The following is a 26,762-nucleotide window of genomic DNA, read 5'->3' as shown; positions in this document are numbered from 1 at the left end:
AAAGGCGCACAGAAACTTCACAAAACGAAGGGGCCCCGGCCTGTTCGCCGGGGCCCCTTCGTTCAGCGTTCTATCGACCGGAGGACTTCCTGCCCCGCGAGGAGGCAGCGTCGATGACGACGGCGCCCAGGAGCACCGCACCGGTGATGATGTACTTCACCGAACTGGTCAGCGACAGCAGCGCCAGACCGTTCGCGATCGAACCGATCACGACCGCTCCCAGCAACGGGGCGTAGCGACGGGTACGGCCACCGAACAGCGACGTACCACCGATCACCGCCGCGGCGATCGAGTTGACGAGGACGTCACCGGCACCGGACTGCTGGTTCGCGAAGCCCAGGCGCATGGCGGCGATCACACCGCCGGTCGCGGCCAGCGTCGAGCAGAGCACGAACACCGAGATCCGGACCGCGTCGACCTTGATACCGGCCCGTCGCGCGGCCTCGATGTTGCCACCGACCGCAAGGATCGCCCGGCCGTACTTCGTCCGGCGGATGACCCAGTCGAAGATCAGCACGAGCAGGACCGCGAACAGGAAGATCCACGGCAGACCGCGGTCGACGTCGAGCTTCACGACGATCGCGATGACGACGACGGCGAGGAAGATCGCGACGACGGCGGTGACCCAGATCGGCTGGCCGGAGAGGCCGGCCCGACGGCGGCGGGCCGAGCCGGTCAGCGCCGTGACCACGTACAGCGCGATCAGCGCGATCCCGAGCACGAGGGACAGCCAGGTCGGCAGGAACTTCTGCTGGCCGATGTCGATCAGCGACCCGGTCGGCGGCAGGTTGACGGTGCCCTGCTCGCCGAGGATCTGCAGCTGCAGACCGAGCCAGCCGAGCAGACCGGCCAGCGTGATGACGAACGACGGCACGCCGATCTTGGTGAACACGATGCCGTGCACCAGACCGATCACCGACCCGGCGACCACCGCCGACAGCACCGACAACCACGGGTTGACGCCGTGCGTCGCGTTCATCACCGCGACGATCGCGGCGGCGACACCGCTGACCGAGCCGATCGACAGGTCGATCTCACCGAGCAGGAGCACCAGCGTGATGCCCAGCGCGATGATCGTCAGCGAGGCGATCTGCAGGCACAGGTTGACCAGGTTGAACGCGTTGAGGAACGTGTTGTTCAAGCTCTGGAAGACGATGACGATCACGACCAGGCCGACGATGATCGGCAGCGAGCCGATGTCGCCGCTCTTCAGCCGCTGCGCCAGGGCGCCGACGTAGCCCATCGGGCCGCGCGCCTGGATCAACCGGGGGTCGAGCAGGTCCGCCGCCACGGCACCTTCCGCCGGCTTGTCGACCGGCTCCGTGGGAGTGCTCACGCGTTCGTTCCTTCCTGGCCACCGGCGGTGCGGTGCTCGCGGGCGGCGCGTTCGGCCACCACGTTGTCGCTGGCGCCGGTGATCGCGGCCACCAGTTCGGTCGTGCTGACCCTGCGGGCGTCGAACTCGCCGGAGTTGCGGCCGAGGCGCAGCACCACCACGCGGTCGGCGACCGCCTGGACATCGGCCATGTTGTGGCTGATCAAGATGACGGCGAGGCCGCGGTCGCGCAGCCGCTCGACCAGGTTGAGCACCTGGGCGGTCTGGGCGACGCCGAGCGCGGCGGTCGGCTCGTCGAGGATGACGACCTTCGGGTTGCCGAGCAGCGAGCGCGAGATCGCGACGGTCTGCCGCTGGCCACCGGAGAGGGACGCGACCGGGATCCGGACGCTGGGGATCTTCGCCGCGAGCGTGCGCAGCAGTTCCCAGCTGCGCTTCTCCATTTCGGCCTCGTCGAGCGCGACGCCGCCGAGCGTGATCTCCGAGCCGAGGAACAGGTTGCCGACGACGTCCAGGTTGTCGCAGAGCGCGAGGTCCTGGAAGACCGTGGCGATGCCGAGGTTCTGGGACGCGGACGGGGAGGGGATGGAGACCGGGCGACCCTCGAAGAGGATCTCGCCGCTGTCGGACGGGCCCGCGCCCGACATCACCTTGACGAGGGTGGATTTGCCGGCGCCGTTGTCGCCGACCAGCGCGACCACCTCTCCGGCGGCGACCGAGAAAGAGACGTCGGTGAGCGCCTGGACGGCACCGAACCGCTTGTTGATGCCCGTCATCGAGAGCACCGGCTGGGTGGCTGTCATGCGTCCTCTTCGTTACGAGGGGTTGAGATGGACTCGTGGGGGCGGCGGCGCACCGTGTCGGTGCACCGCCGCCCGCACGATCAGGAGTGCCTTACTGCAGGCCGGCTGCCTTGCAGGCGGCGGCGTAGTCGGCGGTGCAGATCTGCGCCACCGTGTAGAAGTTGTCGGCGACGACCGTCGTCTTGATGTTCTCCTTGGTGACCGCGACCGGGGCCAGCAGCACCGACGGGACGTCCTTGGTGCCGTTGTTCACCTTGGAGTCGGCACCGGAGACGTCCTTGCCCTGCGCCAGGGCGACGGCCATCTCGGCGGCTTTCTCGGCCTCCGGCTTGATCGCCTTGTAGACGGTCATGTACTGGTCGCCGTTGATGATCCGCTGGATGGCGGCGAGCTCGGCGTCCTGACCGGTGACCGGCGGGAGCGGGGTGACGCCCGCGGCCTTCATGGCGGCGATGGCGCCACCGGCGGTGCCGTCGTTCGCAGCGTAGACCCCGACGAAGCCGGTCTTGCCCAGCTTGGAGATCTGGCCGTCCATGAACGTCTGCGCGTTCTCGGGCTTCCACTCCGGCGTGAAGTAGTCGGTGGTCGGCTCGAGCTTGAAGCCCGAGGTGCTCAGGACCGACTTCGCGCCCTTGTTGAACAGCTTGGCGTTGTTGTCGGTCGGCGAGCCGTTGATCATGACGACGTTGCCGCTCGTCTTGCCGTCGGCCTTGAGCTTGTCGACCAGCGAGGTGGCCTGCAGGGCGCCGACCTTCTCGTTGTCGAACGAGATGTAGTAGTCGACGTCCGCGCCGGTGATGAGCCGGTCGTACGAGATGACCGGGACCTTCTTGGCCTTCGCGGTGTTGACGATGCTGGACGCCGCCGCACCGTCGACCGGGTCGAGGACGAGGACCTTGGCGCCGTCGTTCAGCGCGGCCTCGGCCTGCTGCTGCTGCGTGTCGGTCTGCTGATTCGCGTTGTTGTACACGACCGTGCAGCCGGAGCAGAGGGACTTGACCTTCGCCTCGAACAGCGGCTTGTCGAACTGCTCGTACCGGGTCGTCTGGGACTCCGGGAGCAGGAGGGCAATCTTGGCACTGTCGCTGCTGCTGCCAGAGTCGGAACCTTCGTCCGAGCTCTCACAGGCTGCCGCGCTGAGCGCCAGCAGCACGGCAGCGGCAACAGCGACGCCGCGACGCAGAGTGAACACCAAACCTCCCGATGAGTACACCTCAAAGTCATGGAACCGGCACTTTCGGCCGATGTTCTGAACACTCTGCCTCTGACCGGGTTCCGTCAAGGAACACCCATAACGGTTTGGTTTCGTCATGGACACGACACTTCACTGTATCGATAAAGCAGACGAAAGCGACGAAGTATGCAGTCGAAGAGGCATTCAGAGCCGCAGTTTTGCGTCGCGTTGACAGAACCCGCGACACGCCCGAATATTCGTCCATGACTGACCAGGTGTCAGGTGTCACCGCGCTGGGCGGAAATCAACGCCGGCTGGCGGATGCCCTGAGGGCGATGGGGCCGAGTACTCGAGCCGATCTGGCATCGGCGACCGGCCTTTCCAGAGCCACCGTATCGACTACCCTGAGTGATCTTGCGGATATCGGCCTGGTCGTCGAGCCCGGCGGCACCGCACCCGCCGGTCCCGCCGGTGGGCGCCCCGCCGCAGTCGTCCAACTGGCGCCCGGAGCCGGTGTCGTGGCCGGCGTGGACATCGGGCGCCGGCACGTGAACGTCGCGGTCGCCGATCTCGCCCACACCGTCATCGCCGAGCGGGGCGAGCGGCTCGCGCCCGACGGCGAACCCACCGCCGAACTCACGCTCGATCTGGCCGCGTCGCTCGTCGTCAGCGCGGTGGAGGAATCCGGCCACCGGCTGTCCGACGTCATCGGGGTCGGCCTCGGGTTGCCGGCGCCGGTCGTGAGCGGCACCGGGCTGCTCGGAGCATCGAACATCCTGCCTGCGTGGGCGGGGTTGGCGCCGTCGCTCGAGCTCGGGAGGCGTCTTCAGCTCCCCGTCCACGTCGAAAACGACGCCAATTTGGGAGCGCTCTCAGAACACACGTGGGGCGCTGGACGCGGCAGCGAGGCCCTGGTCTACCTGAAGCTCGGCACCGGCATCGGCGGTGGCCTGGTGATCGACGGGCGACTGTTCCGCGGCATCTCCGGCACCGCCGGGGAGATCGGCCACCTGAGCCTCGACGCCGCCGGTGACGTCTGCCGGTGCGGCAACCGCGGATGCCTCGAACTCGTCGCCGGTGGGGCGGCGCTGGTGTCGGTGCTGGGCCGCGGTCGGCCCGAGGTGCGGTCGTTGGCCGACGTCGTGCGGCTGGTCGCCGAGGGTGACGCGCCGTGCCGCCGGATCGTGGCCGACGCGGGCTCGGCGATCGGCATCGCGCTGGGCGGCCTGGTGAACCTGATCAACCCGGACCGGGTCGTGGTCGGTGGTGAGCTGGCGGCCACCGGGCGCGTGCTGCTGGACCCCCTGCGCCACGCGCTCGGGCGGAGCGCGGTACCCAGCGCGGTAGAGGCGGTGGACGTGGTCCAGGGCACCCTCGGGGGACGCGCGGAAGCCTTGGGCGCGGTAGCGCTAGTCCTCCGCGAGCCCTCCCCCGCCGCCCACTGAGGCGCGCACGGGTTGGAGGGCTATGGCCCTCCAACCCGTGCAGGGCTCAGCGTCCCGACGCACTCCACGTGGTGGGTCATGGGGAACGCGTCGAACGCGCGGACCCGCGTCAGGGCGTACCCGTGCTCCGCGAACGTCGCCACGTCCCGGGCGAACGCCGCGGGGTCACAGGCCACGTACGCCACGGCGCGGGGACTGCGCGCCACGATCTCACCCACCACCGCGGCACCCGCCCCGGAGCGGGGCGGGTCCAGCACCACCAGGTCGACCTCGCCGGGGAGGCCACCGTCCAGCGCCCGGTCGACCCGGGCGGCGACGACCTCGACGTGCTCCAGGTCGCGCAGGTTCCGACGGGCGTCGTCGCAGGCGCCGCGATCCGCCTCGACCGCCACGACCCGGCCGGTGTCGCCGACCCGCTCGCCGAGCACCCCGGCGAACAGGCCCGCACCGGCGTAGAGGTCCAGCACCGACTCGCCGGCGCTCGGCGCCAGCGCCTCGAGCACCGCCGCGGCCAGCGCGTCCGGGGCCGCGGGGTGCACCTGCCAGAACCCGTCGGCACGTACGTACCAGCGGCGGTCGGCCGCGATCTCGCGTACCCGCCGGTGCCCGCGCACCGCCTCCGCGGGCGGGCGCCCGGTGTTCCGGATCGGCGACGACGCCGCCAGCACCGCGACGGACTCCGGCAGCTCCTCGGGAAGCTCGACGACAACCGGCCGCCGCGGCACCGGCCGCCCTCCACCCCGACGCCGCCGGCCGTCCGGCCGCCCACCCCCGGAACGGCCACCGTCCGAGCGCCCACCGGTCGACCGGCCGGACGGGGACGGGACGTCCACGACGACCGCGTCGTCACCCCCGGACGACACCACGGCCTCCACCGCCGCCAACCCCGGCCACGGCAGGTCGGTGACCCCGAGCGACGAGATCCGTGGATCCGCGATCGGGCAGTTCGCGATCGGCAACACCTCGCGCGATCGGTGCGGATGCAGCCCCGCCCGCCCCGCTGCGTCCACCGCGAACTGCACCCGCGTCCGCCACCCGAGTGATCCACCGGGCAACTCCTCCACACCGGAGAAGATCTCGTCGACCGACGAGAGGCCACCGAGCCGTACCAACTGCTCCCGCACGACGTCGGCCTTCAAGGAACGCTGCGCTTCCGGAGCCACGTGCTGCAGATCGCACCCCCCGCACCCACCCGGGTGTGCGTACGGACACGGCGGCTCCACCCGCGAATCGGCCGCCCGCACCACCGACACCGCGTCGGCCCGGCAGAACGACCCACCGCGGTCCTCGGTGACCTGCGCGACGACCCGCTCCCCCGGCAGCGTGTGCCGAACGAACACCACCCGTCCCTCGTGCCGCCCGACGCAGTGCCCGCCGTGCGCGAACGCGTCGACGTCCAGCTCGAACGACTGACCCACCCAGCTCATGACGACCCCGTACGGTCCAGGCCCCGACGCACCGACCCCGGCCCGTTCACCCGGTCGGCTCGATCGGGGTCACGACCCTCCGTCGACGACAACTGCCACGGCACACTCGTCACCATCACTCCGGGCTCGAACAGCAGGCGGCCCTTGAGCCGCAACGCGCTCTGGTTGTGCAGCAGGTGTTCCCACCAGTGCCCGACGACGTACTCCGGGATGAACACGGTCACCACGTCACGCGGGGACTCCCGGCGCAGCGAGTGAACGAAGTCGAGGATCGGCCTGGTGATCTCCCGGAACGGTGATTCCACCACGGTCAGCGGCAACGTGATGCCCCGCCGGTCCCACTCCTCCTGCAGCGCGCGCGTGGACTGATCGTCCACGTTCACCGTCACCGCGGTCAGCGAGTCCGGGCGGGTCGCCTTCGCGTACGCCAGCGCCCGCAACGTCGGCTGGTGGAGCGTCGACACGAGCACGACGGCGTGGTTACGCGACGGCAGGATCGGCTTCTCGTCGGTCGGCCGCAGTTCCTCGGCCACCCGGTTGTAATGCTTCCGGATCCCCAGCATCAGCAGGTAGATGAACGCCATCGCGGCGATCGCGATCCACGCCCCCTGCAGGAACTTCGTCGCGAGCACGATGATCAGCACGGTGCCGGTCATCACCAGACCGAACCCGTTGATCGCCTGCGACCGGCGCATCCCTCGCCGCACGGCCGGGTCCCGCTCCACCCGCAGCAGCCGGTTCCAGTGCCGCACCATGCCGATCTGGCTGAGCGTGAACGACACGAACACCCCGACGATGTAGAGGTGGATCAGCGCGCTCGGATCCGCGTCGAACGCGACCAGCAGGATGCCGGCGGCGACCGCGAGGAAGACGATGCCGTTGCTGAACGCCAGCCGGTCGCCGCGGGTGTGCAGCTGCCGCGGCAGGTACCGGTCCTGCGCGAGGATCGACGCCAGCACCGGGAAGCCGTTGAACGCGGTGTTCGCGGCCAGCACCAGGATCAGTGCGGTCATGATCGTCACAAAGTAGAAACCCGGGCTGAAACCGGCGAAGATCGTCTCGCCGAGCTGAGCCACCACGGTCTTCTGCACGTACCCGTCGGGCGCGCCCGCGAGCTGGGTGGCCGGATTCTCCACGTACTGGAGGCCGGTCAGCCGGGCCAGCCAGATCATGCAGAGCATCATCGCGACCGAGATCAGACCGAGCATCAGCAGCGTCGTCGCCGCGTTCTTGCTCTTCGGCTTGCGGAACGCCGGGACGCCGTTGCTGATCGCCTCGACGCCGGTGAGCGCCGCGCAGCCGGACGAGAACGCCCGGGCCAGCAGGAACACCAGCCCGATCCCGGCGAGCGTCTCCTCGCCGTGGAACTCGAACCCGGCGCTCTCGGCCCGCACCTCGTCACCGGAGACGAAGATCCGGAACAGGCCCCAGAGCACCATGCCGAAGATCGCGATCATGAACCCGTAGGTCGGGATCGCGAACGCCACGCCGGACTCCCGCACACCGCGCAGGTTCAGCGAGGTCAGCAGCGCGACCAGCAGCACCGCCACGAGCATCTGGTGGTTGTCCAGGGCCGGTACCGCGGACGCCAGGTTCTGCACGCCGGAGGCGACCGACACCGCCACGGTCAGCACGTAGTCGACGAGCAGCGCGCTCGCGACGACCAGGCCGAAGCCGGGCCCGAGGTTCGTGTTCACCACCTCGTAATCGCCGCCGCCCGACGGGTACGCGTGCACGTTCTGCCGGTACGACGCGACGACGGTGAGCAGCACGACGACGACCGCGAGGCCGATCCACGGCGACAGGTGGTACGTGGCCAGGCCCGCCGCGCTCAGCGTCGCAAGGATCTCGGCGGGAGCGTAGGCGACCGACGAGAGCGCGTCGGAAGCGAAGACCGGCAGCGCGACGCGCTTCGGCAGGAGGGTCTCGGCGAGTTTGTCGCTCCGGAGCGCCCGTCCGATGACGAGGCGCTTGAACACGGACGTCGGGGACGGCACGGCGATAGCGTACGTCTGTCCCGAAGCTGCTACCGGACGGGGCAGCAACTAGGTCGGCCGTGGAAGACTGCGCACGTGCACATCGTCATCATGGGGTGCGGACGCGTGGGATCCACGCTCGCGCAGAGCCTGGAGAAGCGCGGACACACCGTGGCCGTCATCGACCAGAACCCCGACGCGTTCCGCCGGCTCGGCCCGAACTTCGTGGGCTCCACGGTTACCGGTGTCGGCTTCGAACGGCGCACGCTCGAGGAGGCCGGCATCGAGCGGGCCGACGCATTCGCGGCGGTGAGCAGCGGCGACAACTCCAACATCATCTCCGCGCGCCTGGCCCGTGAGACGTTCGGCGTGCAGCGTGTCGTCGCCCGGATCTACGACCCCCGCCGCGCAGCGGTGTACGAGCGCCTCGGCATCCCGACGGTCGCCACCGTCCGCTGGACGTCCGACCAGGTGATGCGCGCCCTCATGCCGGAGAGCGCGGTCGAGGTCTGGCGGGATCCGTCCGGGTCGGTCGTGATGATCGAACCCCCGCTGCACCCCGCCTGGCTCACGCACAAGATCTCCGAGCTGGAGGAGGCCACCGGCTACCGGGCGGCGTACCTGACGCGGTTCGGCGTCGGGCACCTGTGCAGCAAGTCCACGGTCATCCAGGAGGGCGACCGGATCTTCCTGCTCGTCCCCGAAGGTCAGGTCGACAAGGTCGGCGAGATCGCCGGCAAGGCCCCCGCCGGGGAGAGGAGCTACTGATGCGCGTCGCGATCGCGGGTGCGGGCAACGTCGGACGGTCGGTGGCCAACGAGCTCGTCGACAACGGTCACCAGGTACTGCTGATCGACCGTGACCCCCGCCAGATGCGCAGCCACCTGGTGCCGGAGGCCGAGTGGGTGCTCGCCGACGCGTGCGAGCTCGCGTCGCTCGACGACGCCGGGCTCGCCGGGTGTGACGTCGTCGTCGCCGCCACCGGTGACGACAAGGTGAACCTGGTCGTGTCGCTGCTGGCCAAGACCGAGTTCGCGGTGGCGCGGGTCGTGGCGCGCGTCAACCGGGCCGAGAACGAGTGGCTGTTCACCGACCAGTGGGGCGTCGACGTCTCGGTCAGCAAGCCGCGGCTGATGGCGGCGCTGGTCGAGGAGGCCGTGACGGTCGGCGACCTGGTGCGGCTGATGACGTTCCGCCAGGGCCAGGCGAACCTCGTCGAGATCACGCTGGCCCCGGACGCGCCCTACGTCGGGCGTCCGCTGCGCGAGGTGCCGCTGCCGTCGGACGCGGCGCTGGTCGCGATCCTGCGCGGAGCGCGGGTACTGGTGCCGACGCCCGACGACCCGCTGGAGTCCGGCGACGAGCTGATGTTCCTCTGCCCGCCCGACGCCGAGGACCGCGTGCACTCAGTGGTCAGCGGCGACGGTACCTCCGACTGAAGCAATGGCCTTCCGGCCGTACCAGACCGTGAAGAGAAGGCACGCGCCGAACATCGGCCAGCCCATCGCCAGCGACGCCCAGCCGAGCGCGTCGGCGTTGTGCTGCGACCAGAGGTAGATCTGCACGGCGGCGCGGATCGCGAACATCAGCGCCCAGACGAGGCTGATCAGCGAGAACGCCCGCAGCAACGGCTTGCTCTCGCGCCAGCCCGGCGGGATCTGGGAGATGAACCGCCACGCGTAGCCGATCACCGGGCGCCGGAAGAGCACGGACCCGGCGCACACCAGCGCACCGCCGCTGTTGCGGGCGATGTTGAGCAGGTAGAAGTCCTCTGCCTGGCCGGTGCGTGCCGCGATGAACGCCGCGATCCCGACCGCGAACAACCCGTTCAGCGCGTGCCGCACGGAGTCCTTGCGGATCAGCCGGTACGCCGCGATCAGCGCCGCCGACCCGACCGCCGCCCACAGCGCCGGCTTCAGCGACGTCGCCATGTTGGCGAGGATGAAGACCAGCACCGGCAGTGAGCTCTCGACCAGCCCCCGGATGCCGCCGAGCTGCTCGCGCACCTGGTCGGCGATCGAGATCTGCTCGTCGTCCTTCTCGCCGTCGTCGACTGCCTCGTCCGCCGGCGCCTCCGGCGGGGTGATGACGACGCGACGCCGCGCACCGGGATCGCCCGGCGGCACGTCCGCCACCAGCTGGGCGGCCTCGTCCGCGATGATGTCCGCGACCCGACCGTTGGGGTCCTTGTCACCGAAGATCGCTTCGGTGAGCTGCTCGTCCTCGACCTTGCGCTCGTCGGCGTCGAAGTAGGGGCGCTGCTCGCCGGGCGGACGGGCGCGGTGGTCGGTCACGGTGTGATCGGCTCCAGCGTGTAGAAGGGGTTGAAGATCACCTTACGACCATCCCGCAGGGCGAGACGTCCCTCTACGGAGAGTGAGCGACCGGGCTCGATCCCGGCGATCCGACGCCGGCCGAGGAACACCAGCGTGACCGAGCCGGTGCCGTCGAACAGCTCGGCCTCCAGCGTCGGCTGGTTGGTGCGAGGGGTGTAGCGAACCGACGTCAGCCGACCGGCGACGGTGGCGATGCGGCCGCGGGGGCAGTCACAGGCCTTCTGCGCTCCGGAACGCACGCTGGCCTCTTCGAGGGCCTCGGCATCGAGCTCACGGTCGGAAGCGGTGAATCGACGGAACAGGCGTTTCAGACCCGAATCTTCGTGGGTCCGCGGCAGCGTGTCAGTCATTGTGGGCACCTCTACGACGAGTCGGCGCGGCTATGCCGTACAACGCGTTTGCGTCTGTCGGACATACCCGGTACCGCGCCGTCGTGAATCAGGGTACGCACCGATTTCACCGCCACAATGGCGAACTGTGTCACCCGCGTCACTCGTTCTCCGCCACCCTGGACGCATGCGACGGACCGCGATGATCGCCGGTGTTTTCTACGTACTCACGTTCGTCTCCGTTCCCACCATCACCCTCTACGATCCGACGCGCGACACGGGCTTCGTCACCACTCCCGGGTCGGGCACCGCGGTGGTCGTCGGCTGCGTCCTCGAGCTCGTCGTGGCACTCGCCTGCGTCGGCACAGCGGTCGCCTTGTACCCGGTGCTCAGGACGGTGGGCGAAGGCCGCGCGCTCGGCTTCGTGGCCGCCCGCGTCGTCGAGGCCACCGTCATCGTCGTCGGCGTGGCGAGTGTGCTGACGGCCGTCCACCTGAAACGAACCGGAGCCGGCACGGAGGTCACCGGTCGGACGCTGGTCGCGTTCTACGACTCAGCGTTCCTGGTCAGCCAGAGCCTTGTTCCGGCGGTCAACGCCGTGCTGCTCGGGACCCTGCTGTACCAGTCTCGGCTCGTCCCCCGGGTTCTTCCGATTCTGGGCCTCATCGGTGCGCCCCTGTTGGTCGCCTCGGTGGTCGGCGTCCTCTTCGACGCCTGGGACCGCCTGTCCCCCGTCGCCGCGGCAGCGGCCCTTCCCATCGCCACCTGGGAGTTCGCCCTCGGCGTCTACTTGCTCACCCGAGGCTTCCGGGATCAGGGCTCGAAGCGGTAGCCCATGCCCGGTTCGGTGAGGAGGTGGCGGGGGTGGGACGGGTCGGGTTCGAGCTTGCGGCGCAGCTGCGCGATGTAGACGCGCAGATAATTGCTCTCGTCCCCGTACGCCGGCCCCCACACCTCCCGGAGCAGCTGCTTGCGCGGCACGAGCCGCCCCGGGTTGCGCACCAGCACCTCGAGCATCCCCCACTCCGTGGGCGTGAGCCGCACGTCGGAGTCTCCGACGGTGACCTTCTTGGCCGCCAGATCCACCGTGAACGCGTCGGTGGTCACGACGACCGAGTCCGGCGCCGGCACGGCCCGGCGCAGCGCCGCCCGCAGCCGGGCGAGCAGCTCGTCCATGCCGAACGGCTTCGTCACGTAGTCGTCGGCGCCGGCGTCGAGCGCCAGCACCTTGTCGTCGCTGTCCTGCCGCGCCGACAGCACGACGATCGGCCCCGTGAACCACGGCCGCAGACCCTCGATGACCTCGATCCCGTCCAGGTCGGGCAGCCCCAGGTCGAGCACGATCAGCTCCGGACGCTTGTGCGCGGCCGCCTCCAGCGCGCCCTTCCCGTCGGACGCGACCTCGACCTCGTATCCCCGCGCTTTCAGCGTGATCCGCAGCGCGCGCAGCAGTTGCGGCTCGTCGTCGACGACCAATACCCGCGTCACCGGGCCACCTCCAGCGAAACCACCATCGTCAACCCTCCGCCGGGAGTGTCCTCCGGCTCCAGCGTGCCGCCCACCGCCTCGACGAACCCGCGCGCCACCGCCAGCCCGAGCCCGACACCGTTGCCCGCCGGCCGATCCCCCAGCCGCTGGAACGGCGCGAAAATCCGGTCGCGGTCCTCCACCGCGACGCCCGGCCCGGTGTCGACGATCCGCAGTTCGACGCGGTTCCCCAGCGCGCTGCCCCGCACCACCACCGGGGCCCCGGCACCGTGCCGCACCGCGTTGCTCACCAGGTTCGCCAGCGCCCGCTCCAGCAGGCCGGGGTCGGCCAGCACCGCGGGCAGCGTCTCCGGCACGTCCACGGTGATCGTCGGGCCCCCGACACCGGCGCCGTCGGCCACTGCCCGCGGCACCACCTCGTCGAGTCCGACGCTGCGGCGCAGCGGGTTCACCGCACCGGTCTGCAGTCGGCTCATGTCGAGCAGGTTGTCGATCAACGCCGCCAGCTGGTCCGCCGACTCGTCGATCGTCGCGTGCAGCTCGTCCACGTCGTCGGGCTCGAGCGCCACCGTCGTCATCCGGAGCGCGGAGATCGCCGCTTTGATCGACGCCAGCGGCGTCCGCAGGTCGTGGCTGACCGCCGCGAGCAGCGCGGTGCGCATCCGGTTTCCCTCGGCGAGTTCGGCGGCTTCCGCCGCCCGGGCGGTCAGCCGCGTCTGTCGGAGCGCGACCGCGGCCTGAGCGGCGAAAGCCGTCAGAACTCTGCGGTCCGACGCCGCCAGCCGGCGACCCCGCAGCACCAGCTGCAGCGATTCGGTGACCGGTATCTCGGCCCCACCCGGGCCGGCCGGGTCACCGATCGTGTCGACCACCTCCCAGCGCCCGTCGACCCGTTCCCGCAGCGCTACCGAGTCCTGCCCGAACGCGTCCCGGACCTGCTCCAGCAGGGCGGGCAGCGCGCGCCCACCCGCGAGGACGCCTCGGCTGAGCGCGGAGAGCATCTCGGCCTCGGCCTGGGCCCGCGACGCCTCCCGCCGACGCCGGGCCGACAGGTCCACCACCGCAGCCACCGACAGCGCCACCAGCACGAACACCCCCAGCGCGACGATGTTGTCGAACTCGGCGATCGTGAACGTGCGCACCGGCGGGGTGAAGAACCAGTTCATCAGCAGCGTGCCGGCCGCCGCCGCGAACACCGCGGGGTAGCCGCCGCCGACCAGCGCCACCGCGACCACGAACCCCAGATACAGCAGCAGCTCGCTGGACAGATCCAGGTGCCCTTCGACGAGCTTCAGCACCAGCGTCAGCAGCGGAAGCCCGACGAGCGCCAGTGCGAAGCCGAGGACCCGGCGCCGGGTCGTGAGGCCACCGGTGAGCTCCGGCAGGCGTCGCCATCCCCTGGCCTCGGAGTGCGTCACCATGTGCACGTCGATCGGCCCGGACTTCGCCGTCACCCGCGAGCCGATGCCCTCCGACAACGCGCGCTGCCAGCGCGGCCGCCGGCTGGTGCCGAGCACCAGCTGGGTGGCGTCGGCCCCGCGCGCGAAGTCGAGCAGCGCGGCCGGGACGTCGTCGCCGACCACCGCGTGGAACGTCCCGCCGAGCGACTCGACCAGCTCCCGCTGCTTCTCCAGGCGCGCCGGGTCGGCGGCGGTCAGGCCGTCGCTGCGCGAGATGTGGACGGCGAGCAGGTCGCCGCTCCGGCTGCGGGCGGCGATCCGGGCCGCGCGCCGGATCAGCGTGTCGCCCTCGGGGCCGCCGGTCACGGCGACGACCACGCGTTCGCGTGCCTCCCAGACGCCGGTGATGTCGTGCTCGTCGCGGTAGCGGCGCAGCGCCTCGTCGACGTTGTCCGCGGTCCACAGCAGCGCCAGTTCGCGCAGCGCGGTGAGGTTCCCGACGCGGAAGTAGTTGCCGAGTGCGGCGTCGATCGTGTCGGCTGGATAAATGTTGCCGTGGGCCATCCGGCGGCGCAGCGCCTCGGGCGCCATGTCGATGAGTTCGACCTGGTCCGCGGCGCGGACGACGGCGTCGGGGACCGTTTCGCGCTGCGGGACGCCGGTGATCGTGGCGACGACGTCGTTCACCGACTCCAGGTGCTGGACGTTGACGGTGGAGATGACCTCGATGCCGGCGTCGAGCAGCGCCTCGACGTCCTGCCAGCGCTTGGCGTGCGGACTGCCGGGGACGTTGGTGTGGGCCAGCTCGTCGACCAGCGCCACCTCGGGGCGCCGGGCGAGCACGGCGGCGAGGTCCATCTCCTCGAAGTCGGTGTCGCGGTAGGTGAGGTGGGTGCGCGGGACGATCTCCAGGTCGCGGATCTGGGCGGCGGTTTCGACGCGGCCGTGCGTCTCGACGACCCCGATGACGACGTCGGCTCCACGCTCCGCGCGCCGCCGTCCCTCCTCGAGCATCGTGAACGTCTTCCCGACCCCGGGCGCCGCCCCGAGGTAGATCCGCAGAGTCCCCCGCGCCACGCTCCCCTCCTTCGTTCGTCGGAGCCAGCGGATCGTACCCACCGGCCGACGTTCGGGTGCTGACGCGCTCTGAGCGCGTTGGAGCAGGTAGCGGCACACGACGAAGGGGCCCGGCTTCGGCCGGGCCCCTTCGTCGGAAGACTGCTCAGTCCTGGTCGGCGGCCTGTTCGACCACCTCGCGGGGCAACCGCAACGGCAGCGGATCCCGCACCGGCATCGGATCGGACCCCCGCACCACGACCGTCTGCCGCACCGACTCCGACAGCTGCGGCCCGGCGTTGACGTCCCCGGCAGCCGCACCGGTGAACGTCGCCCGCAGGAACCACCGCGGCCCGTCGATCCCCACGAACCGCAGCGCCTGCTTGCTGCCGTCCGGCACCTTCACGTTCGCCCGCAGCTCGGGACCGAACTCGCCGACCTCCTGCTCGACGACCCCCCCGTCACCGCGGATGTTCGCCTGGAGTTCCTCGCGCACCTCGTCCCAGATGCCTTCGGTACGCGGAGCGGCGAACGCGGCCAGTTCCACCGCGCTGGTGCCGTCGGTCAGGACGACCGAGGCCACCTGACCGTTCTGGTCGGCCTCCACCCGCAACTCCACGTCCGCGAGCGTCGGGACGCGCAGCGCCCCCAGATCGACCCGCTGGACGTCGTCCTCGGGCGCCGCTTCGGCATCCCAGGGGCCGACACCGAAGTCCCCCTCAAGCGACTCAGCGCCGGTGGCCTCCAGGTCTTCCTCCCGGCCGGCCGCCGCGTGCCGGCCACGCCGACGTCGAAACACCCTGTTACTCCTCTCGTGCGGTGACCAAGCCGCGATGACCGCCGGTCGAGCCGTGGCCGCCCGTCCCACGATCCGACTCCGGCAGCACGCTCGCCACCCGGAACTCGGCTCGCTCGACGCGCTGCACCACGAGCTGGGCGATCCGGTCGCCTCGCGCGAGTGTCACGGTCTCGGTCGAATCGAGGTTGATCAGGTTGACCTTGATCTCACCTCGGTATCCGCTGTCGACGGTACCGGGTGCGTTGACGATCGAAACGCCGAACCGCGCCGCCAGGCCGGACCGCGGGTGGACGAACCCGGCGTACCCCTCGGGAAGCGCAATCGCCACACCCGTTCCGACCAACGCCCGCTCACCGGGGCCGAGCCGGACGTCCTCCGCCGCGACCAGGTCGGCTCCGGCGTCCCCCGCCTTGGCGTAGACCGGAGGAGGTAGCTCCGGATCGAGCAGCTGGACGAGAACCTCGACGTCAGGCATGCAAGTTGCTTCCTTTTCGGCAGTCGTGCGGGTCGGTGGCACGATACCCAGCATGAGTACGGCGACGACGACCACCGACACGTATCGCGAGCGGTGGATCGTGCCGTGGTGGGGCTGGGTGGCCGCGGCAGCGGTCGCAGCGCTGCTGGCCGCCGAGATCCACCTCGGTCACGACGGCCTGCGCTCCTGGTTGCCGTACGTCGTCCTGATCCCGCTGGCGTTGCTCGCGGTGGCTGCGGTCAGCCGTATCACGGTGGTCGTCACCGACGACGAAGTGCACGTCGACGACGCCCACATCCCGCGTCGCTTCCTGCTCGCCGCCGAGGCGCTGGACGGCGAGGAGCGCCGGGACGCGTTGGGTCCCGAGCTCGATCCGGTCGCGTTCGTCGTCCACCGCCCGTGGGTGCGGGGCATGGTGCGGGTCTATCTGGACGACCCGGACGACCCGACGCCGTACTGGGTGTTCTCGTCCCGGCGCCCGCAGGAACTGCTGGCGGCGCTCGACCTGCCGCTGCCGGCGCCCGCTGAGTCCGACTAGCGGCGAGCGAGCTAGTACAGCGCGGGGCGGTCGTCCGCCGGCGGCAGTTTGTAGCCCTTGCGGAGGTCGGCGCGGACCTCGTCGCCGAGTTTGCGGGTGGCCCTGCGGTTGAGTTCGGCACCGATCGCCGCGCCCGTGAACAGCGGGCCGAGCGTCGTCAGGTTGCGCCCCATCCGGCGCAGCAGCCGATCGCGCAACTCCTTGCGCATCCCGGCGCCGAGCACAGTGGTGAAGCCGCGCCCGCCCTGCAGCAGCGTGACGCCACGCCGGCGGGCCCAGGCGGTGAGCAGGGCGCTCGCGCGCTCGCTCGCCGAGCCGCGCACCGGCGTGCCGTAGACCTCGTGCAGCTCGGCCAGCAGTTTCACCTCGACGGCGACGACCGCGGCGGTCTCGACGGCCAGCAGGATCGGGGCCGAGAGCAGGGACGGCGGCGCGGTCCACTCGACGGCGGCGATCCCGCCACCGGCGGCGCCCAGGCTCGCGGTGGTGCGGGCGGCGTTGCGGATCACGGCGTCGGCCAGCTCGTCGCCGGACTTGCCCTCGTAGTGGCGCTGCAGCGTCTCGAGATCGCGGACCGTCAGGTGCGGGGCGGCGGCGATCAGCAGATCGGCGGCCCAGCCGGCGGCGGCGCGGGGCCCGCGCATCGCGCGACCGGCGCCGCGTCCGAATCCGGAGACCGCACGGCCGAGCAGGCGGCGTCGGTCCCTCGTGGACAGGTCCGAATCGGTCAGCTTGGCGAGCGCGCCGGAAGCTTCGGCGGGAATCTTCGCGGACCCGGTCGTGTCCGCATCGGTTTCGACGGACGACGACTCCGGGTCAGCGGGTGCGGTGGAGTCGGACGACTTCTCCGGAAGTGTCATGGCGGCAGTCCCTCGGGGCTCGTGGAGCGGGTGCCGGCGCGGCTGGAGACCATTGTCGGCCATCCGCGCCACTGGCACCGCGCTCCTGATCTACCCCGAACGGTCGGGGTCGTACCCCCCGGACCCCCGACCGTTCTGTGCTTCCGGGACGTCGAAAGGACGTCCCCCGATTACGCGGTCCCGACCGGGGGGTCAGGCCGCACATTCGGTGCAGACGTACTGGCCGTTCTTCTCTTCGGCCAGCTGGCTGCGGTGGTGGACGAGGAAGCACTGCGAACAGCGGAACTCGTCGTTCTGCATCGGCAGTACCTTGACCGTGAGCTCCTCGCCGGACAGGTCAGCACCTGGCAGCTCGAATCCCTCGGCAACTTCTGCTTCGTCAACGTCCACACTGCCGGACTGGGAATCCGTCCGGCGTGCCTTCAGCTCCTCGAGGCTGTCCTCGCCGATCTCCGATTCCTCGGTTCGACGTGGCGCGTCGTAGTCGGTGGCCATCGTGGTGGTCCTCTTCTTTCGTTCGGATGACAGCCGGGTCACGCCGTCAACGGCCAGGCTCCCCGGCCAGGAAAGAAACCCGTTCGACCCGGCGAGCGCGGAACCTTACCGTTTCCAGCGCCCCTAATACGCACAGCCCACCGGATGTGTTCCCGATGTGATCGAGGTGACACCGATGCCCGTCTTTCCTGCACCGGGCCCGCCGGACCAGGAACAGGCCGCCGGTCCGGTGCCCACCCTCGGCAGCCGGCGCAGCCGTGCCCGCCTGCGCCGCCTCGGGTGGTCGGACGAATGGGACGCACGGTACCGGATGGCGACGGCAACTGGCAGATGCCCCACGACGCCGGATCCCCGGGTCGCGGATGGCGACCTTACCCAAGAGTCCGACGCCTGCGGGGACCCTCTCGCGGGGCGCTCACCAGGCGGGACACCGCAGGGCCGGTGGACGGATCCGCGGTGGCCCCCGTCCGGCGGGCACCTGACCCCCGCACGGGTGACGGACACCGACGGCGCGGACTGTGGGTGCCTGACGCCGACCGGGCCGGTGCGCGCTTTCGCGGTACCCGGCGTCGCCCCGGTCGCCGGTGACTGGGTCGTGCTGTCCGGTACGGAACTGGTCATGGTCCTCCCCCGCGAGACTGTCGTCCGGCGCGGCTGCGGCCCGGACGACGTCCGCGGCGAGGTGCTGGCCGCGAACGTCGATCAGGTGCTGGTGGTGCAGGCGTACTCGGCGGAACTGACGCCGGAACGCACCGAACGGTTGCTCGCACTGGCCACGGCGGGTTCGGCGCGGCCGGTGCTGGTGCTCAGTCAGATCGATCGGGCCGGCGACGGTGCGGCGGTGCGATCGGTACTGGCCGATCTGGCGGTGCTGGCCGAAAGCTGTCCGGGGACGCCGGTTCTCGGTCTGAGCACCGACCCGGGGTACCTCGGATTGCACCGTCTACGCACGTTGGTGGCGGGTTCCGTGACAGCCGTGTTCGGACCGCCGGGATGCGGCAAGAGCACGTTGACGGATGCCCTCTCCGGCACCACACCCCGGCGAAATACGGGCGCCACCCTCGTCCCCATCCCCGGCGGAGGCGCCCTGATCGACACGCCGGGCTGCGACCCCGACGTCCCCGACTGGCTGGCCGAGCGCTACGTGAGCCGCCTGCGCGCCGCGCAGCGGGCCCGGTGGCGGGCCGGGTCCCCGGCAGGGCGCCGGCTCCACCCCCTGGCCGGCGGCGCCTGACCCGGGGGCCTGCCCCGGAGGCGCCCGATACGTGCCTGGTGACCGGCGCATTGCCGGGGCGTCACCGAGGATGACCCGGGACGCTAAAGTTTGGCCCCATGACGCACGGGGTGGTGGGGCGGTGAGCCTGGCGCGAGTCAGGGCGCTGACGGTAATCGGGGTATTGGCGCTGGTAGCGGTGATCACCGTGGTGTGGGCGATCGTCACCGACGACCAGACCGGAACCACGGCGATCGGCTGCAACACCGTCCAGACCGACATCCCGGAGCCCTCGGCCGTGAAGGTGCGGGTCTACAACGGCACCGACGAGGCAGGCCTGGCGAGCAAGGTCGCGAACGCGCTGAAGAAGCGCAAGTTCGAGATCGTCGCCACCGGCAACGACCCGCAGGGCGAGCCGGTCACCCAGACCGCTCAGATCCGCTACGGGCCGGCCGGCGCCGGTGCCGCACAGCTCCTCCAGGCCACCGTCCGCGGCAGCGTCATCGTCGACGACGGCCGCGAGGACGGCAGCGTCGACGTCGTCATCGGCATCGACTTCAAGGACCTCACACCCGAGAAGGACGTTCCCGCCGAGCTCAAGACCCTGGATCCCCCGCAGCCGTCGACCCCGGCCGGGTGCTAGGCGTGCAGCGGGCTCAGTAGTTCGTCGAGGAGGGTGTGGAGGGCCGGTGGCGCCGCGAGCGTCATCGCCTCTCCGGGGCCTTCGCCGCGCAGGCCGGTCACCAGTAGCCCTGCCTCTTCGGCGATCAGGCCGCCCGCGGCCCGGTCCCACAGGTTGAGGCCACGCTCGAAGTACGCGTCGACGCGTCCCTCGGCGGCCGCGCACAGGTCGAGCGCCGCCGACCCGATCCGCCGGATGTCGCGGATCTGCGGCAGGATCCGCAGCAGCACCTCGGCCTGCTCCCGCCGACGCTCCGGGGCGTACCCGAACCCGGTTCCGACCAACGCGCCGCCCAGCGTCGTCTCCGACGACCCCCGCAACCGCACCCCGTCGCGCCAGGCGCCCTCGCCGCGCACGGCGGTCCACTCCTCCCCCGTGACGACGTTGCGCACGACACCGGCGACAACAACACCGGCGACCTCGGCCGCCAGCGACACCGAGTACGCCGGGATCCCGTAGACGAAGTTGACGGTGCCGTCGATCGGGTCCAGGAGCCACCGCACCGCGTCGGGTGCCGCCTCGGAGCCGACCGGCCGGAAGCCGCCCTCCTCGCCGAGCACCAGGTCGCCGGGGCGCGCCGCCGCCAGTCCTTCCACCACGAGCTGCTCGGCGGCCCGGTCCGCCGCCGTGACCGGATCGGTCGGCGACGATTTGGTCTCGATCGAGGTCACCGCCGCGGCGCGCTGCTCCGCGATCCCGGCTGCGGCCTTGCGGACCAACTCGACCGCGAGACTCAGGAGTTCGGTGGGTTCCACTACTGCCATTTCGGTTGTGCTCCCTGGCTGAAGGCTCAGTGCTGAATCGTTCTGTTCAGGGCAAGTAACAGGTCACGTGCATGTTGGGTCGTGGCGGTCGTGGCCAGAACCCGAGACGCGAACTACAGTCCAGCACGGCGTCGAGCCCCGCTGGGCCGGTCGGCCCCCACCAACCAGACACAACGGATGGATCGATGGTGGGAGCCGTCTCCCCCGACCCGGCGGTACAATTCGTTGCCATGCCACCGGGGAAGACAGCCCGGAGGACACAAAGCTCCTGGTAGATCAGCCCCCCGGTCAGTCCCCTGACCGGTGAGGTGTGCCCGCCGCACCGACACGTGGAAGGTCACTTCGTGACAGACGCCGACCGCACCCCTCCGCGGGCCGACATCGTCCGTTCCCTCGTCGACACGCTGACAGCGCGGGCGGGTGATACCGCCTCCCTCACCTCCGACGAGGTGGGGCGGATCCTCGGTGGTGCGGGGGTGTCACCCGCTCAAGGAAAGAAGATCTTGCAGGGCCTGTCCATGGCGGGCGTCACAGTGGTCGTGAACGGGTCCGCCGACCCGCGTCCGGCCCGTCGGCGCGTCGCCGCGGCCCGCTCGGCCACCACGCCCGCGTCGAAGGCGACGACCGCCAAGACGACGCGGCCCGCCGCCGGCCCAGCCGCTGCCGCCGCACCCGCGGAAGCTCCGGCCACCCCCGCCGCTCCGAAGCCCGGCCCCTCGAAGCGCGTCCCGGCCAAGAAGGCCGCCGCGCCCGCCGCCGGCAAGCCCGCTGAGGGCGCTCCGACCGCCGGTCCGGCCAAGGAGGGCGGCCTGGCCGTCGACGAGCCGGTCGTGCTCGCGGACGGCGAAGAGGAAGAATTCGCGTTCGACGAGGAAGAGGAGGAGTCCGAGGCGCTGAAGCAGGCGCGCAAGGACGCCGAGCTCACCGCGTCGGCCGATTCGGTCCGGGCCTACCTCAAGCAGATCGGTAAGGTCGCGCTGCTCAACGCGGAGGAGGAGGTCGACCTCGCCAAGCGGATCGAGGCCGGTCTCTACGCCGCCGAGCGCATGCGCCAGGGCGAGGACCGCGGCGAGAAGATGCCGACGCAGCTCCGCCGCGACCTGCTCTGGATCATCCGGGACGGCGAGCGCGCCAAGAACCACCTGCTGGAGGCCAACCTCCGCCTCGTGGTCTCGCTGGCCAAGCGCTACACCGGCCGCGGCATGGCCTTCCTCGACCTGATCCAGGAAGGCAACCTCGGCCTCATCCGTGCGGTCGAGAAGTTCGACTACACCAAGGGCTACAAGTTCTCCACGTACGCCACCTGGTGGATCCGGCAGGCGATCACCCGTGCGATGGCCGATCAGGCCCGCACGATCCGCATCCCGGTGCACATGGTCGAGGTCATCAACAAGCTCGGCCGCATACAGCGTGAGCTGCTCCAGGACCTGGGCCGCGAGCCCACCCCCGAAGAGCTCGCGAAGGAAATGGACATCACCCCCGAGAAGGTGCTGGAGATCCAGCAGTACGCTCGGGAGCCGATCTCGCTCGACCAGACGATCGGCGACGAGGGCGACAGCCAGCTCGGTGACTTCATCGAGGACTCCGAGGCCGTGGTCGCGGTCGACGCGGTCAGCTTCACGCTGCTGCAGGACCAGCTCCAGTCGGTGCTCCAGACGCTCTCCGAGCGCGAGGCCGGCGTCGTCCGGCTCCGCTTCGGTCTGGCCGACGGCCAGCCGCGGACGTTGGACGAGATCGGCCAGGTCTACGGCGTGACCCGCGAGCGGATCCGTCAGATCGAGTCCAAGACGATGTCGAAGCTGCGTCACCCGTCGCGTTCGCAGGTTCTGCGCGACTACCTCGACTGAGACGTCAGTCGGTTCGGCCCCGGAGTACCGGTAGCGGCTCCGGGGCCGACTTCTGTCGCACGGCGTTCAAAAAACTACCTTCAGTGACGACGTCAGTCAGGAGCCGATCGTCGGCTGCCGATTCGACAGAGGCGCGTCCGGGGTGGGCGGTGTCGTTCGAGGCCCCGAATCAGCCCGTGGAGAGGCGATTTCGACCCTCCGGGCGTGTTCCAAGTTGATGACTGCAGCATGTCAGAACGTCGCCGGAGGCGTTGATCTGGGCAGTATGTCCCGGATGCACTGGAAGTGTTTTCGCGGCCCCGGATGTCTGTCCGAGATCCGATCTCCGGAACTCGAATTCGCGTGGCACTCTGGTGGTGGGACCACCGCACATCATGCGCGGAGGCCCCGAGACACCCGGTTACTCGCTGTGTGACATGGAACATGGCGGTCGCCCGGGAACGTCTCAGCACACAGATGTGTTGGACGATGTGTGAGCGGTAAGCACAACGAACAGCACGGTGAGAGCAGAGGAGGAGGCCAATGACCCCGACCCTGACCCCGCCGCCGACCGAGGCGCCGTCAGCTGGCGAGCGTTGCGACCGGTGCGGTGCGGCTGCCAAGGTCCGGGCAGTTCTGCCCGGCGGCGGAGACCTCGTCTTCTGCGGACATCACGGAGCCAAGTACGCCCCGGACCTCGAAAAGGTCGCCGTCCAGATTTTGAAAACAGAAGACTGAGATCCAACGACGAAGCCCCGGTGCCGAAGGCACCGGGGCTTCGTCGTGTTCTGACCTGGAGCCCGCCGAGGGCGGCGCTGCCAGTCGAGCGCGAGACCGCCTCGTATAACTGATACTCAAGGGCTCGCGCTCGCCTGGCAGCGCCGTTCTCGGCGGGCCGCTCACCAGGTCTGGATGGTTGCGATTCGCTCTTCCAGCTGCTCGATCGTTGCCTGGGCGCTCGGGGGGCCGCCGCAGAGGCGGCGGAGTTCGGCGTGGATCTGGCCGTGGGGACGGTTGGTGCGGTGGTGCTGCGCGGCCACCAGCGTGTTGAGCTGCTTCCGCAGCGTCTGCCGGCGCACGAACGTCGACGACGGGACGGCCTCCGGCTCCGGAACGTCGGGCCCACCCGCGGCTTTCCGCTCGGCGGCGGCCTTCTTCTGCGCGGCGACCTGGTCGGCCTGACGCTTCGACAGCAGCGTCGCGATCTGGTCACCGGTGAGCAGACCGGGCAACCCCAGGTACTCCTCCTCCTCGGCCGTACCGGGCGCCGCTCCGGTACCGAACGAGGCCCCGTCGTAGATCACCTGGTCGAGGTGCGCCTCCGACGACAGCGCCGTGAACTTCGGCTTGTCGTCGGTGTCCTCGTCCTCCTGCTTGTTCGCGGCCGCGACGAGGTCGTCGTCGAGCAACTTCTCCCGGTGCGGCCGGTCGAGCACGTGATCGCGCTGGACCTCCATCTCACCGGCCAGCCCCAGCAGCACCGGAACGCTCGGCAGGAACACCGTCGCGGTCTCACCCGTGCGCCGGGCTCGCACGAAACGCCCGATGGCCTGGGCGAAGTACAGCGGTGTGCTCGCGCTCGTCGCGTAGACGCCGACCGCGAGCCGCGGGATGTCGACCCCCTCGGACACCATCCGCACCGCGACCATCCAGCGGTCCTCGGACTGCGCGAACGCGGCGATCTTGGCGCTGGCCGTGCCGTCGTCGGAGAGCACGACGACCGGCGCCTTGCCGGTGACCCGGCGCAGGATCTCGGCGTAGGCCTTGGCGGCCGCGTGGTCGGTCGCGATGACCAGCCCACCGGCGTCGGGCATGCCGTGCTGCCGGATGACGCTCAACCGCGCGTCAGCGGCGCGCAGCACCTGCGGCATCCAGTCGCCCTTGGGGTCGAGCGCGGTGCGCCAGGCCTGCCCGGTCTGTTCGGCCGTCAGCGGCTCCCCCAGGCGGGCGGAGAGCTCCTCGCCCGCGCTGGTGCGCCACTTCGCCTCACCGGAGTAGGCCAGGAAGAGCACCGGGCGCACGACCTGGTCGCGCAGAGCGTCGGCATAGCCGTAGCTGGAATCCGACCGCGAACGGGTCAGACCGTTGCGGTCCTTCTCGTACTCGACGAACGGGATCGGGTTCGCGTCGGATCGGAACGGAGTTCCGGTCAGCGCGAGCCGACGGGTCGCCGGCTCGAACGCCGTGCGGACACCGTCGCCCCACGTGCGGGAGTCGCCCGCGTGGTGGATCTCGTCGAGGATGACGAGCGTCGGACGGGTCGTGCAGCGCCGGCGGTGCAGGTCGGGGTACAGGCCGACCTGCGCGTACGTGACGACGATGCCGTGGAAGTCCGACGACGTGATGCCCTGCGAGGTGTACGTCGGGTCGAGCTGGATGCCGACCTTGGCCGCGGCCTGCGCCCACTGCGTCTTGAGGTGCTCGGTGGGAGCGACGACGGTGACCTGGCTGACCGTGCGGTCGGCGAGCAGTTCGGCAGCGATACGCAGCGCGAACGTCGTCTTACCGGCGCCGGGGGTCGCGACCGCGAGGAAGTCCTGCGGGGACTTGCGGAGATATTCGACGAGGGCCTTGCGCTGCCAGACGCGAAGCGGCGGAGCGGCTCCGCCGACGGTACCGGCGGACGCAGCCACTGGGTTCGCGGTCAAGCCACAACCTCCACGACAGGTAACCGAACACCAGTGCGCCCCCGAGCGGCATCCGCTGCGCGAGGGCTTCACCGACCTTACCCGGCGTTCGTGCGGGATGATGGAAAGCGGCTCCCGCCCCGTCGGCGGAGAAAGATCACCCGTCCGGCCCATCGGATTCGGCGTTGCTGCGACATGCTGCGACGACACCCGGTCCGGACGCGATTCCAGCGACCCGACCCCGTAGTTTGATCGGTTGACATGCTCACACTTCCTGCCGGGCGCGTCGCGCGGATGCGTGCGACGGTTTCGAGAGTCGCGCGACGCGCGCTGGGGCCCGCGTTCCGGCCGGTGCTGAACACTCTCCGTCATGTACTGACCGCGTTGCGTCTGATCCGGTCGATGCTGGCCAAGGCGTGGCAGGACCGGATCCTCGGGCTCTCGGCGGAGGCGGCGTTCTGGCAGTTGCTGTCGGTGCCGCCGCTGTTCCTCGCGATCCTCGGTGTGCTCGGGTACGCCGGGCGCTGGACCGGCACCGACCTGGTCGACCGCACCGAGGCGCACGCGTTGCGGCTCACGGCGCGGCTGGTGAGCCCCGCGGTGCAGAACGACGTCGTGACGCCGATCGTCGGCGAGTTGCTGCGCCACGGGCGCGGTGACGTGGCGACGCTGGCACTCGTGCTGTCGCTGTGGGCCGGGTCGTCGTCGACGGCGACGTTCGTGAACACGGTGTCGATCGCGTACGGACAGCGGGATCTGCGGGGAGCGGTGGCCAGCCGCCTGATGGCGCTCTGGCTCTACATCTTCACGCTGGCCACCGCGGTGGTAGCGGTTCCGCTGGCGATCCTCGGGCCGGACTTCGTGGTGAACCGACTGCCCGACGGGTGGCACTCGGCGGCCGAGGCCGTGATCCGGGTGGTGTACTGGCCGCTCACGGTGGCGATCGTGTTCCTCGCACTGTCGGCGTTCTACCACTACGCGACGCCGCTGCGGCTGCGGTGGCGGCGGGCGATGCCCGGCGCCGCACTGGCCCTGGTGTTGTTCGTCGGGCTTTCCTGGGTGCTGCGGCTCTACATCGGCCGCCTCGCCGGCGACATGCTGCTGTTCTCGACGCTCGCGGCGCCAATCGTCGCGCTGCTGTACTTCTACGTGCTGGCGTTCGCCGTGCTGCTCGGTGCCGAACTCAACGGCACGCTCGAGCAGCTCCACCCGGCGGGCCCCCGCCCCCGCCACCTGCACCGAGTGGCCTACCTCTGGCGCCGGATCGCGGCCGCGCTCCACGGCCGGCGCAAGCCCGACCCCACCGACCTACCGCCCGACGAGCCCGGCACCGACGACGAACCGGACCGCGCCGAGGGGGCGGCCGGGCCGGCGCAGTCAGCGCCGGCCGGGGCTGCGGTGGGTCACTCGCCCTTGGGCAGCGACTCGTAGATCTCCTTGCAGGCCGGGCACACCGGCGAGTTCGGCTTCGGCGACTTCGTCACCGGGAAGACCTCACCGCAGAGCGCCTGAACCATCGTCCCCATGACCGCGCTCTCCGCGATCTTGTTCTTCTTCACGTAGTGGAAGACCTCGGGGGCGTCGTCTGTCGTGCGCTCTCGGGTCTCCGGGCGCTCCAGCGTCTCGGCGAATCCCACGATGCTTCCTCCCTGCGATCGATGTGTCCCTTCCAGTTTGCCGCATCGCTGCTCGGACAACCGCGCGGCAGCCGCG

At 70.4% G+C, this 26,762-nt stretch carries 26 protein-coding genes; 10 read left to right on the top strand and 16 right to left on the bottom strand.

Annotation, left to right across the window (positions count from 1 at the left end; genetic code table 11):
* Positions 1-70: 70 nt before the first annotated feature.
* The 3 genes from ACGFY5_RS19285 to ACGFY5_RS19275 form a co-directional block, all read right to left on the bottom strand.
* On the bottom strand, positions 71-1,336 hold the full coding sequence (locus tag ACGFY5_RS19285; RefSeq protein WP_392721497.1) for a sugar ABC transporter permease: 1,266 nt from the start codon (positions 1,334-1,336) through the stop codon (positions 71-73).
* Complete coding sequence (locus ACGFY5_RS19280) at positions 1,333-2,139, bottom strand: ATP-binding cassette domain-containing protein (protein ID WP_392721494.1); 807 nt, start codon at positions 2,137-2,139, stop codon at positions 1,333-1,335. Before ACGFY5_RS19280 ends, ACGFY5_RS19285 begins: the two co-directional genes overlap by 4 nt.
* Before the next feature lie 91 nt (positions 2,140-2,230).
* Positions 2,231-3,331: a sugar ABC transporter substrate-binding protein gene (locus ACGFY5_RS19275; RefSeq protein WP_392721493.1), complete on the bottom strand. Its 1,101-nt coding sequence runs from the start codon at positions 3,329-3,331 to the stop codon at positions 2,231-2,233.
* Positions 3,332-3,576: 245 nt separating this feature from the next.
* On the opposite strand from ACGFY5_RS19275, the gene ACGFY5_RS19270 reads away from it, so the two are divergent.
* On the top strand, positions 3,577-4,758 hold the full coding sequence (locus tag ACGFY5_RS19270; RefSeq protein ID WP_392721491.1) for an ROK family protein: 1,182 nt from the start codon (positions 3,577-3,579) through the stop codon (positions 4,756-4,758).
* Positions 4,759-4,778: 20 nt separating this feature from the next.
* Here the strand turns inward: ACGFY5_RS19270 and ACGFY5_RS19265 are convergent, their stop codons facing one another.
* A complete protein-coding gene (locus tag ACGFY5_RS19265) occupies positions 4,779-6,185 on the bottom strand; it encodes a class I SAM-dependent RNA methyltransferase (RefSeq protein ID WP_392721490.1) in 1,407 nt (468 codons plus the stop codon).
* A complete protein-coding gene (locus tag ACGFY5_RS19260; RefSeq protein WP_392721487.1) occupies positions 6,182-8,182 on the bottom strand; it encodes an APC family permease in 2,001 nt (666 codons plus the stop codon). Before ACGFY5_RS19260 ends, ACGFY5_RS19265 begins: the two co-directional genes overlap by 4 nt.
* 75 nt (positions 8,183-8,257) lie before the next feature.
* Between ACGFY5_RS19260 and ACGFY5_RS19255 the strand changes: the two genes are divergently transcribed.
* Positions 8,258-8,929, top strand: a complete 672-nt coding sequence (locus ACGFY5_RS19255) for a potassium channel family protein (RefSeq protein WP_392721485.1) — start codon at positions 8,258-8,260, stop codon at positions 8,927-8,929.
* A complete protein-coding gene (locus tag ACGFY5_RS19250) occupies positions 8,929-9,600 on the top strand; it encodes a potassium channel family protein (RefSeq protein ID WP_392721483.1) in 672 nt (223 codons plus the stop codon). Before ACGFY5_RS19255 ends, ACGFY5_RS19250 begins: the two co-directional genes overlap by 1 nt.
* Here ACGFY5_RS19250 and ACGFY5_RS19245 read toward each other — a convergent pair.
* Positions 9,568-10,455 (bottom strand): DUF3159 domain-containing protein, encoded by an 888-nt coding sequence (locus ACGFY5_RS19245; protein ID WP_392721481.1) that lies wholly within the window; start codon positions 10,453-10,455, stop codon positions 9,568-9,570. The two genes, ACGFY5_RS19250 and ACGFY5_RS19245, sit on opposite strands and share 33 nt — an antisense overlap.
* Positions 10,452-10,847 carry an OB-fold nucleic acid binding domain-containing protein gene (locus ACGFY5_RS19240; RefSeq protein WP_392721480.1) on the bottom strand — a complete coding sequence of 132 codons (396 nt, stop codon included), beginning with the start codon at positions 10,845-10,847 and terminating at the stop codon, positions 10,452-10,454. Before ACGFY5_RS19240 ends, ACGFY5_RS19245 begins: the two co-directional genes overlap by 4 nt.
* Before the next feature lie 166 nt (positions 10,848-11,013).
* On the opposite strand from ACGFY5_RS19240, the gene ACGFY5_RS19235 reads away from it, so the two are divergent.
* Positions 11,014-11,658 carry a DUF4386 domain-containing protein gene (locus ACGFY5_RS19235; RefSeq protein ID WP_392721478.1) on the top strand — a complete coding sequence of 215 codons (645 nt, stop codon included), beginning with the start codon at positions 11,014-11,016 and terminating at the stop codon, positions 11,656-11,658.
* On the opposite strand, the gene ACGFY5_RS19230 is transcribed toward ACGFY5_RS19235, so the two are convergent.
* The 4 genes from ACGFY5_RS19230 to dut all read right to left on the bottom strand — a co-directional run bounded on the left by ACGFY5_RS19230 (position 11,640) and on the right by dut (position 16,044).
* Positions 11,640-12,314: a response regulator gene (locus ACGFY5_RS19230; RefSeq protein ID WP_392721477.1), complete on the bottom strand. Its 675-nt coding sequence runs from the start codon at positions 12,312-12,314 to the stop codon at positions 11,640-11,642. The genes ACGFY5_RS19235 and ACGFY5_RS19230 overlap by 19 nt on opposite strands.
* Positions 12,311-14,791 carry a DUF4118 domain-containing protein gene (locus tag ACGFY5_RS19225; protein WP_392721476.1) on the bottom strand — a complete coding sequence of 827 codons (2,481 nt, stop codon included), beginning with the start codon at positions 14,789-14,791 and terminating at the stop codon, positions 12,311-12,313. Before ACGFY5_RS19225 ends, ACGFY5_RS19230 begins: the two co-directional genes overlap by 4 nt.
* A 145-nt stretch (positions 14,792-14,936) precedes the next feature.
* Positions 14,937-15,569 carry a DUF3710 domain-containing protein gene (locus ACGFY5_RS19220; RefSeq protein ID WP_392721474.1) on the bottom strand — a complete coding sequence of 211 codons (633 nt, stop codon included), beginning with the start codon at positions 15,567-15,569 and terminating at the stop codon, positions 14,937-14,939.
* Positions 15,570-15,573: 4 nt separating this feature from the next.
* Positions 15,574-16,044, bottom strand: coding sequence for a dUTP diphosphatase (dut, locus tag ACGFY5_RS19215; protein WP_392721473.1), 471 nt, complete (start codon positions 16,042-16,044; stop codon positions 15,574-15,576).
* Between the two features lie 52 nt (positions 16,045-16,096).
* On the opposite strand from dut, the gene ACGFY5_RS19210 reads away from it, so the two are divergent.
* Positions 16,097-16,582 carry a DUF3093 domain-containing protein gene (locus ACGFY5_RS19210; RefSeq protein WP_392721472.1) on the top strand — a complete coding sequence of 162 codons (486 nt, stop codon included), beginning with the start codon at positions 16,097-16,099 and terminating at the stop codon, positions 16,580-16,582.
* Between the two features lie 11 nt (positions 16,583-16,593).
* On the opposite strand, the gene ACGFY5_RS19205 is transcribed toward ACGFY5_RS19210, so the two are convergent.
* On the bottom strand, positions 16,594-17,442 hold the full coding sequence (locus ACGFY5_RS19205) for a hypothetical protein (protein ID WP_392721470.1): 849 nt from the start codon (positions 17,440-17,442) through the stop codon (positions 16,594-16,596).
* A gap of 192 nt (positions 17,443-17,634) precedes the next feature.
* Positions 17,635-17,937, bottom strand: a complete 303-nt coding sequence (locus ACGFY5_RS19200; protein ID WP_035856868.1) for a DUF4193 domain-containing protein — start codon at positions 17,935-17,937, stop codon at positions 17,635-17,637.
* 493 nt (positions 17,938-18,430) lie between these two features.
* Between ACGFY5_RS19200 and rsgA the strand changes: the two genes are divergently transcribed.
* Together rsgA and ACGFY5_RS19190 are read left to right on the top strand one after the other, a co-directional pair.
* A complete protein-coding gene (gene rsgA, locus ACGFY5_RS19195) occupies positions 18,431-19,171 on the top strand; it encodes a GTPase RsgA (RefSeq protein ID WP_392721466.1) in 741 nt (246 codons plus the stop codon).
* A gap of 121 nt (positions 19,172-19,292) precedes the next feature.
* Positions 19,293-19,793 carry a LytR C-terminal domain-containing protein gene (locus ACGFY5_RS19190; RefSeq protein ID WP_392721463.1) on the top strand — a complete coding sequence of 167 codons (501 nt, stop codon included), beginning with the start codon at positions 19,293-19,295 and terminating at the stop codon, positions 19,791-19,793.
* On the opposite strand, the gene ACGFY5_RS19185 is transcribed toward ACGFY5_RS19190, so the two are convergent.
* Positions 19,790-20,596: an inositol monophosphatase family protein gene (locus ACGFY5_RS19185; protein ID WP_392721462.1), complete on the bottom strand. Its 807-nt coding sequence runs from the start codon at positions 20,594-20,596 to the stop codon at positions 19,790-19,792. The two genes, ACGFY5_RS19190 and ACGFY5_RS19185, sit on opposite strands and share 4 nt — an antisense overlap.
* Before the next feature lie 344 nt (positions 20,597-20,940).
* On the opposite strand from ACGFY5_RS19185, the gene ACGFY5_RS19180 reads away from it, so the two are divergent.
* Together ACGFY5_RS19180 and ACGFY5_RS19175 are read left to right on the top strand one after the other, a co-directional pair.
* Complete coding sequence (locus ACGFY5_RS19180) at positions 20,941-22,443, top strand: RNA polymerase sigma factor (RefSeq protein WP_392721460.1); 1,503 nt, start codon at positions 20,941-20,943, stop codon at positions 22,441-22,443.
* A gap of 522 nt (positions 22,444-22,965) precedes the next feature.
* Positions 22,966-23,160, top strand: a complete 195-nt coding sequence (locus tag ACGFY5_RS19175) for a hypothetical protein (protein ID WP_035856870.1) — start codon at positions 22,966-22,968, stop codon at positions 23,158-23,160.
* 161 nt (positions 23,161-23,321) lie between these two features.
* Here the strand turns inward: ACGFY5_RS19175 and ACGFY5_RS19170 are convergent, their stop codons facing one another.
* Positions 23,322-25,070, bottom strand: a complete 1,749-nt coding sequence (locus ACGFY5_RS19170) for a DEAD/DEAH box helicase (RefSeq protein WP_392721457.1) — start codon at positions 25,068-25,070, stop codon at positions 23,322-23,324.
* A gap of 240 nt (positions 25,071-25,310) precedes the next feature.
* On the opposite strand from ACGFY5_RS19170, the gene ACGFY5_RS19165 reads away from it, so the two are divergent.
* Positions 25,311-26,480, top strand: coding sequence for a YihY/virulence factor BrkB family protein (locus ACGFY5_RS19165; protein ID WP_392721456.1), 1,170 nt, complete (start codon positions 25,311-25,313; stop codon positions 26,478-26,480).
* Here the strand turns inward: ACGFY5_RS19165 and ACGFY5_RS19160 are convergent.
* Positions 26,453-26,686 carry a DUF3039 domain-containing protein gene (locus ACGFY5_RS19160; RefSeq protein WP_392721454.1) on the bottom strand — a complete coding sequence of 78 codons (234 nt, stop codon included), beginning with the start codon at positions 26,684-26,686 and terminating at the stop codon, positions 26,453-26,455. The two genes, ACGFY5_RS19165 and ACGFY5_RS19160, sit on opposite strands and share 28 nt — an antisense overlap.
* Positions 26,687-26,762 lie beyond the last annotated feature (76 nt).

Origin of the sequence: Cryptosporangium sp. NPDC048952 (assembly GCF_043197895.1) — a bacterium.
Classification (GTDB): domain Bacteria; phylum Actinomycetota; class Actinomycetes; order Mycobacteriales; family Cryptosporangiaceae; genus Cryptosporangium.
Note: the sequence above shows the minus strand (reverse complement) of the source record. Positions and strands in the feature narration are given on the sequence as shown.

Coding starts and splice junctions, on each gene's coding strand:
- ACGFY5_RS19235 (WP_392721478.1), top strand. CDS start 11,014: ATGCGACGGACCGCGATGATCGCCGGTGTTTTCTACGTACTCACGTTC.
- ACGFY5_RS19250 (WP_392721483.1), top strand. CDS start 8,929: ATGCGCGTCGCGATCGCGGGTGCGGGCAACGTCGGACGGTCGGTGGCC.
- dut (WP_392721473.1), bottom strand. CDS start 16,044: ATGCCTGACGTCGAGGTTCTCGTCCAGCTGCTCGATCCGGAGCTACCT.
- ACGFY5_RS19185 (WP_392721462.1), bottom strand. CDS start 20,596: ATGGCAGTAGTGGAACCCACCGAACTCCTGAGTCTCGCGGTCGAGTTG.
- ACGFY5_RS19210 (WP_392721472.1), top strand. CDS start 16,097: ATGAGTACGGCGACGACGACCACCGACACGTATCGCGAGCGGTGGATC.
- ACGFY5_RS19240 (WP_392721480.1), bottom strand. CDS start 10,847: ATGACTGACACGCTGCCGCGGACCCACGAAGATTCGGGTCTGAAACGC.
- ACGFY5_RS19280 (WP_392721494.1), bottom strand. CDS start 2,139: ATGACAGCCACCCAGCCGGTGCTCTCGATGACGGGCATCAACAAGCGG.
- ACGFY5_RS19265 (WP_392721490.1), bottom strand. CDS start 6,185: ATGAGCTGGGTGGGTCAGTCGTTCGAGCTGGACGTCGACGCGTTCGCG.
- ACGFY5_RS19200 (WP_035856868.1), bottom strand. CDS start 17,937: ATGGCCACCGACTACGACGCGCCACGTCGAACCGAGGAATCGGAGATC.
- ACGFY5_RS19165 (WP_392721456.1), top strand. CDS start 25,311: ATGCTCACACTTCCTGCCGGGCGCGTCGCGCGGATGCGTGCGACGGTT.
- ACGFY5_RS19270 (WP_392721491.1), top strand. CDS start 3,577: ATGACTGACCAGGTGTCAGGTGTCACCGCGCTGGGCGGAAATCAACGC.
- ACGFY5_RS19175 (WP_035856870.1), top strand. CDS start 22,966: ATGACCCCGACCCTGACCCCGCCGCCGACCGAGGCGCCGTCAGCTGGC.
- ACGFY5_RS19205 (WP_392721470.1), bottom strand. CDS start 17,442: ATGACACTTCCGGAGAAGTCGTCCGACTCCACCGCACCCGCTGACCCG.